The organism is Longimicrobiaceae bacterium, assembly GCA_036375715.1.
GTDB lineage: Bacteria > Gemmatimonadota > Gemmatimonadetes > Longimicrobiales > Longimicrobiaceae > DASVBS01.
Genome location: DASVBS010000031.1, coordinates 57,108 through 70,398 on the forward strand (window position 1 = coordinate 57,108; position 13,291 = coordinate 70,398).

Here is a 13,291-nt window from a genome sequence, read left to right on the forward strand (position 1 = left end):
CTGCTCACTTCAGCGGGCGGACCTGGATCGAGCGGAAGGCGGCGGGATCGTCGAAGGAGCCGAAGCCGATCCGACCGGTGCGAAGGGTGGTGTCGCTCGCCTCCAGCGCGAGCACGTCGTCGAGGTACACCCGGATCGCGCCCGTGGAGGACTCCCTTTCGAGCCGAACGCGGTGCCAGGCATCGTCCATCAGTCGCGGCACGGCCGCACCGTCGTCGATGCGCACCCGATCGGCGTCGTTGACCAGGAAGATGCCGTTGTGCGGTGGGGAGGTCTCGTTGGAGAGGTGCGCGTAGTAGAAGCGAGTAGGGGACTGGTAGCCGAAGAAGACCAGTACGTCCCGTCCCATGCGGGTTACCGGGGCGTCGGCGCGCACCTCCGCCTCGACAAGCACGTCGCCGAACGGCTCGCTCTGCAGGATGGCCCACTCCGCCGGCTTGCGAATCGGGCCCGAGGGGCGTCCTGGCGTAGCGATGCGCAGGATCCCGTCCTCGATCACCCACGAGTCCGGATGCTGGAACTCCCACGCCTCGGCGGCCATAGGGCCGTCGAGGGACGGGGTCAGCGTCTCGTCGCCCGCGGCGGGAGTGCAGGCGAGCAGCGCGATCGCGACGAAAGGCAGCTTCCGGAGCGGAGGGAGCATGATCGGGGTCGGGGTTCTGTCGAGCGTCAGAAGAGCCAGGTCAGTATCGCGATAAGGGCCCCCACCGTGACCACGGTGAGCCGCAGCGCGAAGCTCGCGGCTTCCGCATGAGCTTCGATCTTCCGCGAGGCGGCCTCCTCCTCCTGCGCGCGGATGAGCTGCTGCTGCTGGCAGAAAGTGACCTCGCGAACCTCGTTCTCGCTGAAGCGGGTCATCCCCACGGCCGCCGCGCGGTTGATGAGCGAGTCGCAGGTCGCCGGCACCGCCACCGGACGGGGTTCGTAATTGGGGATCTGGATCTCGTCGGGGCGGATCAGCCGATAGGGGCCACAGGCGGCGAACACCAGCAGGAGTGCGAGCAGCAGGAGGGGTTTGTACGAGCGCATGCGCCGGGAACAGCGGTTCGGGTCCATATGCGAACGACGGGACAGAGTACAGCGCAAAGGGCCGCCCCGGCAACGGCCGCCGGCGCCCTCCGCCTGAGACGCTGCCGGCCCCAGGAGCGGTTGCATCGGAGGGGGAGACGGGCCGAGTACGCAGAGGGAGGATGGACGTACAATTACGAATTACGAATTACGAATTAACGGCAAATCACAGAGGCCGCAGAGGGTGACACGGAGGGCACGGAGGATCATTGGAAAAACTCGCCGCATGTAGAACCGGCCACATTGAAGCTCTTAAACACAACGACTATGCGGCTTCGTTCGGGCGGAACGGATGCACTCCTCCGCGCTCTCTGCGCCATCCTCCGTGACCTTCGTGGTTCCAATCCCAGTCCATCCAGACCTCACAATTCGTAATTCGTAATTCGTAATTCGTAATCCCTTAGTCGTCAGCTTCCCGCCATCTTCCTGACCACCGGCTCCACGATCGATTCCCAGAGGTCGTACCCGCGGGCGTTCAGGTGGAGGCCGTCCTCGATGAACAGCGCGGGGTCGGGGGTTCCGTCGCTCCGCAGCATCGGGGTGTAGATGTCGATGAACTCGAGGCGCGGATCGGTTTCGGTAAACCGGCGGATCAGGTCGTTGGTCTCCCGGATACGATCGACGATACTCCAGCGCGCGACGCTCGGCTTGACCGCGATGTAGGCGATGGGGGTCTCGGGTAGCTCGGCGTGGACGATCCGGACGAAGGATTGAAAGTCCTCCAGCACCTGCTGCGGCGTGTCCCCCTCCCACAGGTCGTTGTCTCCGGCGTAGACGACGATCGCCCGTGGCCGGTACGGCAGCACGATACGGTCGGCGAACTCGACCACGTCGGACATCTGCGAGCCACCGAAACCGCGGTTGAGCACCGGCAGGCCCTCGAAGTCCTCCTCCAAGGTTTCCCACATCCGGATCGAGGAGCTGCCGACGAAGAGGACGCCGCCCGGAGCGGGCGGATGTTCCTGGTCGGCCGCCTCGAAGGCCTGGATGTCGGGCTCCCAACGGGACGTCGCCGCCGGCGGAGCGGCGCTCGAGCACGCGGCCAGCATCACTCCCAACAGCAGCGCTCCGATCACAGGCCCGAGGATGGGCGACGGAACTGCACCGCGGCGCTCTCGCGCCGTCCCGCGGTTCCGCGCGCTCACTGGGCCCTCACGCCACGGCTGCGGCTGCCGCCCATCTCGAATACCACCGCCGTCGGCCGGCCCTGGTCGTCGAGCTCGAAGATCAGCCGCCCTGCGGTGTGCGAGAGCGCGAACTCGGTCTCGGAGAGAGGCGTCAGGCGCTGCGGCGAGTGTGTGTTGATGTCGGCGACCAGGTGGTCGCCCTCGCGGCTGACCTCCACGAGCTTGGGGCCCTGCCCCTGCTCACCGCGGTTGTACCGACCCACGAAGCGATCCAGTTGCGCCGAGCTGAGCTCGATTCCGGCAGGCGGGTAGCCGGGCGGTGGAGCCGGGCGCTCCGGTAGCGGGCGGACCCAGATGTTCCGGTAGCGCACCGGATGTCCGTGGTCCTGGAGCTGGATGGGTCCCTCGTCCCCGTGGGCGGAATAGGGGGAGAACTGCATGTAGCTCGTCGGCCCCAGGATCTCCTCGTTGTTCTGCACCAGGATGCCGTTGTGCACTACCGTCACCCGCGCCGGCTCCAGGAGCGAGCCGTCCTCGGCGAAGCGCGGCCGCCGGAAGTAGATGTCGTACGCCTGCCATTCTCCCGGCGCGCGCGAGGCGTTGGCGAGCGGGGGGTACTGGCCGTAGATCGCTGCCGCCTGACCGTCGGCGTAGGTCTCCGCCTGGTATGAGTCGAGGACCTGGATCTCATATCGACCCATCAGGAAGACGCCGCTGTTCCCCCGGTCCTGGTTGGTCCCGCGCGGTGGCGAGGGGGAAGCCCACTCGACGTGGAGCTGCACGTCCCCGAACTCCTGGCGCGTCTGGATCGTGCCCGTCCCCGGGCGTACCTGGAAGAATCCATCACCCACCTCCCACGGCGCGGCCGACCCGTCCGGCTTCTGCCAGGCGTCGAGGTCGTCGCCGTCGAAGAGGACGACGGCGTCCGCCGGCACAGGGGCGGGAAGGTCGATCGCTACCGGCTCCACGACCGGCGGGCGCGGACGATCCCACTCGTGCTGCTTCCAGCCGGACGGCTGCTGCGCGGCCCCTGGCGCGGAAAGGCTCATCAGCAGTACCGGCGCGAGGATCGAGATCCGAGAGACGTAGCCTCGCATGAGCTCATTGGATGGAAGGGGGTGGTCAGAAAGCACACGGGGTTGCCGGACAGTATGATGAAGATGATGAGCGTGCTGATGCAACCGCCGCTCGGTGCGCCGGCATCGCGACGCGCAGGGCGGCCGCGGCCCCGGCCCCTCATCCGGCGCTCGAATCGCGCAGGAGTCGACGACCTTAGCCGGCGGATGCTCCAGTCCGATGTTTCCGGTGTGGCCCGGCGGAACGCTCGGTCCGGCCGGCGCGGAATGCTTCCTGCCGCTAGGCCAGGGCTAGTCCTTCAGGAGCGGGAGCGGCCATGGCAACGGATCCCAAGATTCCCATCGACGACCCCGACGACGAGGTCCTCCCGGCAAGCCCCGCACGGCGCCGGGCCAAGCTCGCCATCGGCTGTCTCATCGTGCTCGGGGTGCTGGTCTTCCTGATCTGGTTCGCGGTCACCCACACCGGCACCGCGGATCGCCCGGGTCGGTTTGGAACCTGACCGGGCGCGAGGTGCCCGCCTACGGGGAGCGCAGTCGTTGAGAGGAGCGCCGCTTAGCGGACGCACCCCGCCGCTACCAGCCGTCGCGCGGGAGGTCGGCAAAGAGCTTGAGGGCGTTCCCGTAGTAGAGCTTGCGGAGGACCTCGTCCGGAAGGTCCATCCCGTAGAGCTTCCAGAAGGCGTGATAGTCCCGATAGTAATCGAAGTATTCGTCATCGGTCTCGAATACCCGCCAGTAGTAGGGGTACTCCACGGGCTGGAAGCTGTCCTTACCGAAGAGGATCCGGTCCTGGTACTTGATGAAGAACTCGCGCGCCGCGCGGGGCTGCCGCCCGAAGTCGTACAGCACCGCCCCGACCTCGAGGTACACGTTGGGAAACTCATCCAGCAGCTTGGCTGCGCGGGCGAGATCGTGCGCGTGCCAACCGAAGTGGGCCGCGATGAAGGTGGTCTCGGGGTGGCGGCGGAAGAGGTTGTTGCGCTCCTCGATGAGCTGCTCGAAGGGGACCTCGTCCGGCCCGAAAGCGCGGCGGTTGGGGAACAGGGCGAGCTCCAGCCAGCGCTCGTTGGTGTAATCGAATGGCTCCCAGAACTCCGGCGGATCCGCGGTGTGGATGAAGGCCGGCACTCCCAGCCGCGCAAGCGTTTCCCAGACCGGGTCCAGTTCGGGGTCGTCGATGGCGAGGCGAGTGCCGTCGGCCTTCCGGATGGACATGCCGAAGCCCTTGCCGATCTCGCCGACGCCGATCGCCCCGGCGCGGATGTCCTCCTCCAGCTGACGCGCCGCGCGCTCGCCCCAGCCGGGCCCCACGTTGTCGAAGTTCAGGCCCGCCATCACCCGAAAACGATCCCCGTGTGGGCTCGCGCGGAGGGCCGCCAGCGTTTCCCGCAGTCGCTCCCCCTGCAGGTTATCCGCGGCGATGTAGATGCGGATGTTGAGCGAGTCGAGTGCGGCGACGATCTCCTCGATGCGGCCGGGATCGGTGAGGTCGCGTGCGTGTCCGTGAACGTCGACCACCGGGAAGCGCGCACGGGGGACGAGCGTCTCCTTGGTGACCAGCGTGGACTCCGGCCGGTAGTCGAGAATGGACGGCGCGGGAACCTCCGGGGCGCGACAGTTTCCCGGCCGGACCTCGGTGGTACCCGGGGGACACTCCTCACCCGGGGACACCCTCACGCCGCCCGGTCCACCGGGGCCCTGGAAGGCGGCGGCGCGGTCAACCGGGACGAAGGTCAGCAGGAGCGCCAGCAGCAGGCTGGCGCACAGCGTCGGCCGGATCATGGTCAATCGCTCTCTTCAGGATGGGGGTACTTGTCGAGCGGGGAGTAGCTGAGGTGCGGGGGCTGGTTGTAGGCCACGTTCTGCCAGGCGATGCCGAGCCGATAGATGTGATCGTGCATCAGGGTGGGCAGACGGACCGCGGTGGGGTGAGTGGTCGTGTAGAGCCGCAGCTCCCGCGGGTTGTCCTCCGCCCGCAGGATGATCTCCTCCCGCCAATCTCCCAGCAGGTCACCGCTGAGCGTGGGGGTTGCCTTGGTGCCGTTGTTGGACGCGGCTCCCTCCGCGACGAAGAGGGTGTCCAGTCGCGAGGCTTCCCAGTCCCACTTGTAGACTACGTTGCGGTCGAGCAGCTCCCGCAACAGATCCCCGTCCCAATAGACCGCGAAGTTGACCGACCTTGGCTGGGTCTCGCTGATCAGCTCGCCGCGGGCGTTCCAGATTCCGTTCAGATTGGCGCCCGCCACCCACGCTTCCGCACCCGGATGCCTCGGATCCACGTCAAAAGCGTTTCCCCGCCCGGGACCCTCTCCGTCCTCCCCGGCCCGGACTGAAGCCTTCTTCCAGAGCACCTCCCCCGTGCGGGCGTCGCGGAAGTTCGCGCCAGCATCGTCGAAGCGCTCCTGGATGTTGAAGACCTCCAGCCCCGGTCGGGTCGGATCGAGGTCGCCGAAGTGGAGCGCGTCCCCGTGGCCCAGAGCGGTCGAATAGAGTCCGGTGCCATCGTCGTCGATGGCCGCGGCACCGTAGATGATCTCGTCGCGACCGTCTGCGTCGACGTCGCCCACGCTGAGGTTGTGGTTTCCCTGGCCGCGATACGCTTCGTTGCCTGGTGTGCCGTCGTCGCTGTCAAAGGTCCAGACCCGCGTGAGCTGCCCGTCGCGGAAGTTCCATGCGGTGATGACGGAGCGGGTGTAGTAGCCTCGCGCCATGATGAGGCTCGGCCGCTCGCCGTCCACATAGGCCACCGCGGCGAGGTAGCGGTCCGACCGGTTTCCTCTTCCGTCGCCCCAGATCTCGCGCAGCTCCTCTTCGCTCGGATGGAGCTTGGTCGGGTGACGGGGTGGGATGTAGGGGGCGGTGGCGAGCGCCGCGCCGGTGCGGCCGTCAAAGACGGTCAGGTATTCCGGACCGGCCAGCACGTGTCCCCGCTCGTTCCGATAGTCGGCGTTGGCATCGCCGATCACCTTGCCGAGCCCGTCCACGGTGCCGTCGGCGGTCTTCATGGCCACTTCCGCACGCCCATCCCCGTCCAGGTCATAGACGATGAACTGCGTGTAGTGGGCGCCCTCGCGGATGTTTCGCCCCAGGTTGATGCGCCAGAGGAGCGTCCCATCGAGCTCATAGGCCTCGATGATCGGCTCCGTGGTCACCCCGTTCTGGGAGTTGTCGCGCCCGCGACCGACCTGGTGGATGACCAGCTCGTACGCGCCGTCGCCATCCAGGTCCCCGACAGACCCGTCGTTGGGGGTGTATCCCTCCGGCGTCTGCAGCGGGATGACGATATACGGAGTCTCGGGCTGCAGGGTGAACCACCCGTCGGCGGGACTCTCCCGCCCATCCACCACCGGCCGCACCGAATAGACGGCTCTCTCGCCTGGCGCGACCGTCTCGTCGAGCAGGAAGGTCACCTGGCTGATCGACTCGGGGTTGAGCCTCCGGGGCTCGCCTCCCTGCGAAGCCCGGTACACGTTGAAGGCGATTCCTTCAGGATCGTCCCCCAGCAGGCGCCAGCTCACGAAAGCTCCGCCTTCCTCCCGCGGCACCGCGACGACCCCTCGGTCCAGCTTCTCCAGAGGCCACTGGCCGCTGGCCGGCGTCACCCCCGACGCGGAAAGCAGCAGACAGGAGAGGAAGAGCCGGGACGACGGACGAAGGTCCATGGCGGGTCGAGGCGGGTCAGTAGTGGGTGTGGTTCGCGATTCGGTATCTGAGGTACTCGGAATCCCGAGGTACGCGCGGCCCTTCCGGGTTCGCGCCGACGTAGCCATAGACGCGCAGCTTGCCGCGCTCCAGCGTGATCACCTCCTCCGCACCGTTCCCGAGGAAATCGAACATGTGGAAGACCGGCTCGCCGAAGTAGAGGGTTCCGGTGCCGTCGGGCAATAGCCGGAACTTGTACCAGAAGAGCTCCTCCTTCCCGTCTCCGTGCCAGTCTCCCTTCACGAAGACCGGGTTTCCGTTCAGAGGCATCCCGGGCCACTTGGAGACCAGGTTGCCGGCGGCGTCGAACCACCAGACCTGCGCGGAGAGGTAGGGCTCGCCGGCTTCGCGGTTGCCGTAGGTACGGGCCCCGATCGCCACCTCCAGTCCGGGAACGTCGTCGCGGAAGTCGCCGATCTCGATCTGTTGGGAATGCTCCCCCATGTTCTGCCAGAGGATCTCGCCCGTCAGCGCCCGGTAGGCCACCACACCCACTTCGCTGTGGGCGGCGACCGCCTCCACCGTCCCGTCCCCGTCGAGGTCGGCGACGCGGTAGCTGTCCACGTGGTCGTGATGGTCGTAGAAGAGGTCGAACCGGTTCCAGACCTCCTTCCCGTGCGCATCGAGCATCATCGAGCCGATCAGAACCTCGTCGATGCCGTCACCATCGACGTCGATCGGGTAGACGTAGTGCCCGAGGTGGTCTTTGCGCTTGCGGTCCGTCCAGTTCCAGAGCTGACGGAGCTGCCGGTCGTAGGCCGCCACCGAGACCTCGTCGCCGCTGTCGGTATAGACCAGCACGTGCTGCGGCTCACCCGGTGCGAGGCGCCCTATTGCCAGCCGGAAGTTGTTGTACACGTGGGGCAGTGGGCGGGTTGGCCAGGGTGTTCGGTACTTCACCTTTCCGGTGCGCCCGTCCGCGGCGACCAGCCACTCCTGCCCGTTTTCCTGACGCCAGTGAATCGCCTCCGCCGCCCCGTCTCCGTCGAGATCCCACACCACCCCCGGGGCCTCGAACTCCGCGCGGAGGCGCTCTCCTCCCGCGGGCGCCTCCCAGCTCCACAGCAGGTTGCCTTGGTGATCGAAGGCATGGGCGGAGTAGCCGCGCGTGAGCACCAGGAAATCGATCTGCCCGTCACCGGTCAGGTCGCCGAACTTTACCGCGTTGGAGGCGGGGATGTCGTATTCGCGCAGGAGTCGCACTTCCCGGTCGAGCTGCCAGCCGCGTAGCTCCTCCACGGTGATGTCGTCACGCCGGGAGAGGACGAGCACGTCGAGCACGGGACGCCCCTCGATGCGCATCAGGCGTACGTCGACCTCGCCGGCCGGGAGGTCGAAGGCGCCCACCCGTTCGAACCGCAGCGGGGCGTCGCCCACGTTTTCTTCGATGACGCGATCACCGACGGCAATGCGAAAGTAGCTGCCCTCGCTGCCGTGTGTTCGCGCGTAGAGGTAGTAGCGACCCGCCTCCGCCACCGGCACGCGGATGAGGTAGTTGGACCTCGTCCGCATCTCCAGCGCGGTGTTGTTGAAGATCCAGGGTACGTCCAGTGATGCCGCGTCGGTCAGGACGTGGTTCTTCTGGATTTCGTGGATGAAGTCGCTGGCGTCCAGGATGATCGGATCCGACCCTGCCGGCGGCGTCGCCTGCCTGGCCGCGGCGGCGGCGGGAAGCGCGAACAGCGCGAGCAGGACGACCGGGAGCGGGACGGGATGTCGAACGCGCATGATCAGGGTTGGAGAGGCTGTAGCGTGACCGGACCGACGAGGCCGGACGGGAAGGGCTCCCACCGCGAGGCGTCGAAGAGTCCGTTCGCACCCCGGTTCTCCCGCAACCTCGCCGGGAAGTTCACGTTGTAGAAGCGCTTCCAGAACACGCCCCGACGGTCTAGATCCGCAATCCGGTTGGCCATCAGATTGGTCACGGTGACCTCGAGCCGGTTGCGCTCCCGGAGGCGCTCCGCCGGGATCTTCACGCGGAAGGAGGGGCCGATGAGGGTGGCGAGGCTATCGCCGTTCAGCGCGACGCCCGCGCTCTCGTGCACCTCTCCCAGATCCAGCAGGTACGCGGAGGCGCTGCCGGCGGGGCGCTCGAACTCCAGCGTGTAGGTGGCGGAGCCGGAGAAGGCGTCCACGTCCTCACCCTCCAGTTCGGTCCAGGAGCCCAGCGAGGTGAGCCGCCGCTCCTGCGGCGGGGTGGGGCCGCCAATCACGAACCGCAGCGTCCAGGTTCCCTCGAGCGTATCCGGTGGACCGGCCGGGCGCAGGTAGTGCCATGGGCGCCCACTGCGCTCCTCGTCGTACAGCCGGATGATGGCGCTCTCGCCTGGCTGGAGCTGAAGGTGCACCTCTACGCCGCCTGAGGCGAGGCGCACGTGGCCGTAGCCCGATTCCCCGGTCATGGGGTCGTACAGAGCCACGGCGCGCGCTGTCGACGCAAAGGGCACCCACCCATCCACAGGGGTCTCGCCCCAGTTCACGACGAAGTAGGTAGTCCCATCGTCGTGCCGCCGTCGGATGAACTCGAGACCACTGTCTGTCATCGACTCCCGGCGTACTCCGACGTAACCGAGCATGGCATCGAGGTCGCTACCGATCACGATTCTCCCCTCGCCGATGGCCGCCTCCTGGAGCCCCGTGTCGCCCACGGGGCGGAGCCGCAATTCGCCGAGCAGCTCCCGCAGGCGAGCACTGTGCGTCTCCAGCTCTGCGAGGCCGGCCACCTCCTCGGCCAGTCCTCGATAGGCCAGGATCGTCGACCCGTTGCGGGCGAGCTCGAAGATCCGTTCGGCGGTCTGCAACGGGATGTAGGTGGAACGCGGCACGATCAGGGCGCGGTACTGGCCCCCCTCTGCCCGCAACTCCCCATCCTCGACCTCGATCTCCTGTAGTTGCGCGTCGGAGACGAAATCGTATCCGTATCCCCGCTCATGCAGCTGTGTGGCCCCTTGTACGAAGGGGTGTGACCGGGACTCCGGATCCCCCGGGATCCCGTTGAAGTGCTGCAGGAGCGCGTCCCCCTGGCGGCGGGCGTACCAGTCGCTGATCGGGAAATAGAGGAGCAGATCTTCGTCGGGCTCACCCTGCTGCAGGAACGACTGGATCCGCGCAACGTAGCGGTTCAGCGCCCCAAAATCCCCCCACCAGGTGTTCTGCGGGTTGAAGTGCACCGCCGCGTAGAACAGCCAGCCCGGCCACGGTGCGTCCTGCGGTGAATAGGCGGTGCCGTGGTAGACAAGGTGGTTCACGCCGCCGAGCAGGAAACGATCGAGCGCCCTTCGGACATCGGCCAGGGTGGAGGTGAAGTGTTCGCCCAGCCAGGTGGCCGCTTCCGCGGCGGTCAGGCGCTTGCCGGTCACGTGGGCTGCCGAGGAGGCGAACTTGATCCGCTGGATCTCGGTCCCTTCCGTCTCGGGAATGTCGCTCGCGGCGTAGAGGTCGAGGATGTTGGCGGGTGAGCCGTGAGCCTGATTGCGGGTGATGGCGCCGTGCTCGTTGGCCCACTCACGCCACTCTTCGGTGAATTTCTCGAGCAGCAGCTCCGCGACCGTCTGGCGATAGTCGGTGAGAACGCGGGCGGCAGTGTCGCCCTCCGCGCCGAAGAGGAGGGCGGGGAGGTACTCGCCCAGGTCGTACCCTCTCCGCTCGCGGAATTCCTCGAACAGCTCCGGCGTCCAGTTTGCCTCGCCCGAGGCGTCGTCCACCTCGTATGAGTCGTTGAAGAAGCCCCGCAGGGTGGAGAGGTCGTAACCCGAGAACGCCTCGTCGAAGCGTTGCAGGTAGTGCTCGAGCGCGGCATCGGAGAAGTGGTCGATCACCTCTCCCTCTCCGCCCGGTCCTGCCCGCTCCACCATTTTGCCATGCCAGCCCAGGAAGAGCGCGTATACTGTCCAGCGGCCCTGCGGAGCGGTCCAGTCAAGTGTGCCGTCGGCGCCTACACGTTCGGTGAGGTCGAGCACCTGGCCATCCTCCGAGCGGGCGATCACCCGCTGGAGCGGCAGCTCGCGGGGGAACCGCACCTGTTCGAGCGCGAGCGATTGGAGGTCTTCGTTCTGCGCCACCGGATCGCGCAGCTGGGCAATGTCGATCTCCCGGGCTCCTGGCCTTCGTAGCGGCTGCTCGCGTGTGCCTTCCAGCTCCTGCCCCGGGACGGCCAGGATCTCGCCATAGGTCTCGTAGATCTGGTTGCCCACGGCGCGGAGGAGCGGCTCCTGGCGCAGGACGATTCTCTCCTGCAGCCGCTCGCCACCGTTCAGCGTGTAGGTCCGGTGTGCGAGGTAGCGAGACGCTTCCTCAGGGCCCACCCAGGGGCCACCGAAGGGCCAGCCGTTGCCGGTCGCCATGTCGACGCCCAGGTCGAGCCGCTCCGCTTCACGCAGCGTGTGCGTGAAGACCTCCATCCAGCGTGGCGAGAGGTAGTCGATGAACCTGTCTTCCGCGCCGTACACGCCGTAGATGGGGGTGATCTCCACGCCACCTATCCCGGCCGCGCGGAGCTCTTCCAGCTCGTCCGTGAGGTTCGTTTCGTCCACCGCGCTGCCGTGCCACCACCATCGCGTCCAGGGCCGACTTTCTCGGGTGATCTCCGGCCAGGCGGGAGGGGCGTCGGGAACAGGTTGTTGCGCGTGGATAGGCGGCGCGCCGCCCAGGAGTACAACTGCGGCGAGCGCAGCGGTCAGGTCGCGAGCGACGCGGTGAAGTACGGAGGCGGGCATGGCTTCTATTCAGGGATCGGTAGCGCGCGCGAGGACACAGGCATCCACACGGGATCGTGCGGGAAGCTCCGTTCGGGCGCGGGATGATCGTCCTTGCGGGAGGCGGCAGGCGAGCGCCGGGGAGGGGAACGCCCGCTCCTCTTGCCTCCGCCCGGGCCATTCTCGATAATGGGGTATCACCACGACGGACGAAAGCTTTGCGCACCGCGCCTGCGACCGATGCGTCGTGGTCTCGATTATCCCGCCTGCCGCGCGGCACCTCGCCGCCGGTACCTCCCATGGACGCGCAACCCTTTGATTCCCATGTCCCTGATCGATTCGCTGCAGCTGCCGCGATGGCTTCCGCTGTCGCTTCTCCTCCTGCCGATCATCGGCTGCTCGCAAGAGGCAGGGGAAGCCTCGCCGGGTGAGGAGGCCGCGGGAGCGCCGGAAGTGCAGGTGGTCCCCAACGAGGCGGAGAACCGGGTCGACGTGCTGGTCGGAGGGGAGCTCTTTACCGCCTACATCTATCCCTCCACGATCAAGAAGCCGGTCCTCTATCCCATCGTCTCCGCAACCGGGCAGACGATCACGCGCGGATTCCCGCTCGATCCCAGGCCGGGTGAGCGGGTGGACCATCCGCACCACGTGGGTCTCTGGTTCAATTACGGAGACGTGAACGGGCTGGACTTCTGGAACAACTCGGACGCGATTCCGCCCGAGCGGAGGGACCATTACGGCACGATCGTACATCGGGAGATCCGCGGAACGGAGAGCGGTGCGGGCGAGGGGGCGCTGGAGGTCACCATGGAGTGGCTGAACCCCGCCGGCGAGGCACTGCTCCGTGAGGACACCCGCTTCGAGTTCCACGCCGCCGACAGCACTCGGACCATCGACCGGATCACCACGCTCACCGCGCTCGATCAGCCGGTCACCTTCACCGACAACAAGGAAGGGGTGCTGGGGCTGCGGGTCGCTCGCGCGCTGGAGCACCCGTCCACGCAGCCCGAGGTCTTCACCGACGCGAGCGGCAAGCCCACCAACGTTCCGGTGCTCAACAACGAGGGTGTTACCGGGAAGTACGTCACCTCGGAGGGGATCGAGGGTGAGGCGGTGTGGGGAACCCGGGCGAAGTGGAATGCCCTCTCCGGTGTGGTGGACGGGGCGCCGGTGACGGTCGCGATCTTCGATCACCCGAGCAACACCAACCATCCCACCTATTGGCACGCGCGCGGCTACGGCCTCTTCGCCGCCAACCCCCTCGCGCCTCAGGCGATGACCGAAGGCAAGGAGGAGCCGTTCGTGCTCACGCTGAACCCCGGTGAGTCGCTGACTTTCCGCCACCGGATCGAGATCTTCTCCGGCCAGCCCACCGCCGAGCAGATCGAGACGGCGTACCAGGCCTTCGCACAGTAGGGCAGGAGGCGCCGCGCCCCCGATCGTGACAATCGGGAGCGAGAGAAGGTACCGACGAAGAAAGCGCCCGGTGCGGTCTCTGACGAGATCGCACCGGGCGTTTCATCATGCAGCCGTTCACATCCTGCACTATCTGCCACCTCACGCGGCCTTCACGGCGGGGACTGGCACCCCGAGCGTTCGCGCGCCGCACCCCGCGAGGCGC

Annotated in this window: 11 protein-coding genes; 3 read left to right on the plus strand and 8 right to left on the minus strand. The window is 67.2% G+C overall.

The genetic code is table 11. The annotated features are described in order from the left end of the window. Positions 1-4 precede the first annotated feature (4 nt). The 4 genes from VF167_05685 to VF167_05700 all read right to left on the minus strand — a co-directional run bounded on the left by VF167_05685 (position 5) and on the right by VF167_05700 (position 3,292). Complete coding sequence (locus tag VF167_05685; GenBank protein HEX6924897.1) at positions 5-643, minus strand: family 16 glycoside hydrolase; 639 nt, start codon at positions 641-643, stop codon at positions 5-7. 26 nt (positions 644-669) lie between these two features. Continuing rightward, positions 670-1,029 (minus strand): hypothetical protein, encoded by a 360-nt coding sequence (locus tag VF167_05690; GenBank protein HEX6924898.1) that lies wholly within the window; start codon positions 1,027-1,029, stop codon positions 670-672. Positions 1,030-1,475: 446 nt separating this feature from the next. Continuing rightward, a complete protein-coding gene (locus VF167_05695) occupies positions 1,476-2,213 on the minus strand; it encodes an SGNH/GDSL hydrolase family protein (GenBank protein ID HEX6924899.1) in 738 nt (245 codons plus the stop codon). Beyond that, positions 2,210-3,292, minus strand: a complete 1,083-nt coding sequence (locus VF167_05700) for a family 16 glycoside hydrolase (GenBank protein HEX6924900.1) — start codon at positions 3,290-3,292, stop codon at positions 2,210-2,212. The genes VF167_05695 and VF167_05700 overlap by 4 nt, the downstream gene beginning before the upstream one ends. A gap of 296 nt (positions 3,293-3,588) precedes the next feature. Here VF167_05700 and VF167_05705 point away from each other — a divergent pair, with 296 nt between their 5' ends. Then, a complete protein-coding gene (locus VF167_05705; GenBank protein ID HEX6924901.1) occupies positions 3,589-3,774 on the plus strand; it encodes a hypothetical protein in 186 nt (61 codons plus the stop codon). A 73-nt stretch (positions 3,775-3,847) separates the two neighbouring features. On the opposite strand, the gene VF167_05710 is transcribed toward VF167_05705, so the two are convergent. From VF167_05710 to VF167_05725, 4 genes are read right to left on the minus strand one after another with little or no spacing between them, the layout of a single operon-like run. Beyond that, entirely contained in the window at positions 3,848-5,056 is a 1,209-nt protein-coding gene (locus VF167_05710; GenBank protein ID HEX6924902.1) for an amidohydrolase family protein, read from the minus strand. A 2-nt stretch (positions 5,057-5,058) separates the two neighbouring features. Next, positions 5,059-6,936 carry a rhamnogalacturonan lyase gene (locus tag VF167_05715; protein ID HEX6924903.1) on the minus strand — a complete coding sequence of 626 codons (1,878 nt, stop codon included), beginning with the start codon at positions 6,934-6,936 and terminating at the stop codon, positions 5,059-5,061. A 16-nt stretch (positions 6,937-6,952) separates the two neighbouring features. Beyond that, complete coding sequence (locus VF167_05720; protein ID HEX6924904.1) at positions 6,953-8,704, minus strand: hypothetical protein; 1,752 nt, start codon at positions 8,702-8,704, stop codon at positions 6,953-6,955. Between the two features lie 2 nt (positions 8,705-8,706). Further along, on the minus strand, positions 8,707-11,655 hold the full coding sequence (locus VF167_05725) for a glycosyl hydrolase (GenBank protein HEX6924905.1): 2,949 nt from the start codon (positions 11,653-11,655) through the stop codon (positions 8,707-8,709). Here VF167_05725 and VF167_05730 point away from each other — a divergent pair. Further along, on the plus strand, positions 11,596-11,778 hold the full coding sequence (locus tag VF167_05730) for a hypothetical protein (GenBank protein HEX6924906.1): 183 nt from the start codon (positions 11,596-11,598) through the stop codon (positions 11,776-11,778). The two genes, VF167_05725 and VF167_05730, sit on opposite strands and share 60 nt — an antisense overlap. A 216-nt stretch (positions 11,779-11,994) precedes the next feature. Further along, positions 11,995-13,086, plus strand: coding sequence for a PmoA family protein (locus tag VF167_05735; GenBank protein ID HEX6924907.1), 1,092 nt, complete (start codon positions 11,995-11,997; stop codon positions 13,084-13,086). Positions 13,087-13,291: the final 205 nt, after the last annotated feature.

What these genes read in the sequence shown, in the direction of transcription:
- VF167_05690 (HEX6924898.1), bottom strand. Translation starts at nt 1,029, where the DNA reads ATGCGCTCGTACAAACCCCTCCTGCTGCTCGCACTCCTGCTGGTGTTC.
- VF167_05685 (HEX6924897.1), bottom strand. Translation starts at nt 643, where the DNA reads ATGCTCCCTCCGCTCCGGAAGCTGCCTTTCGTCGCGATCGCGCTGCTC.
- VF167_05735 (HEX6924907.1), top strand. Translation starts at nt 11,995, where the DNA reads ATGTCCCTGATCGATTCGCTGCAGCTGCCGCGATGGCTTCCGCTGTCG.
- VF167_05700 (HEX6924900.1), bottom strand. Translation starts at nt 3,292, where the DNA reads ATGCGAGGCTACGTCTCTCGGATCTCGATCCTCGCGCCGGTACTGCTG.
- VF167_05715 (HEX6924903.1), bottom strand. Translation starts at nt 6,936, where the DNA reads ATGGACCTTCGTCCGTCGTCCCGGCTCTTCCTCTCCTGTCTGCTGCTT.
- VF167_05705 (HEX6924901.1), top strand. Translation starts at nt 3,589, where the DNA reads ATGGCAACGGATCCCAAGATTCCCATCGACGACCCCGACGACGAGGTC.
- VF167_05710 (HEX6924902.1), bottom strand. Translation starts at nt 5,056, where the DNA reads ATGATCCGGCCGACGCTGTGCGCCAGCCTGCTGCTGGCGCTCCTGCTG.
- VF167_05720 (HEX6924904.1), bottom strand. Translation starts at nt 8,704, where the DNA reads ATGCGCGTTCGACATCCCGTCCCGCTCCCGGTCGTCCTGCTCGCGCTG.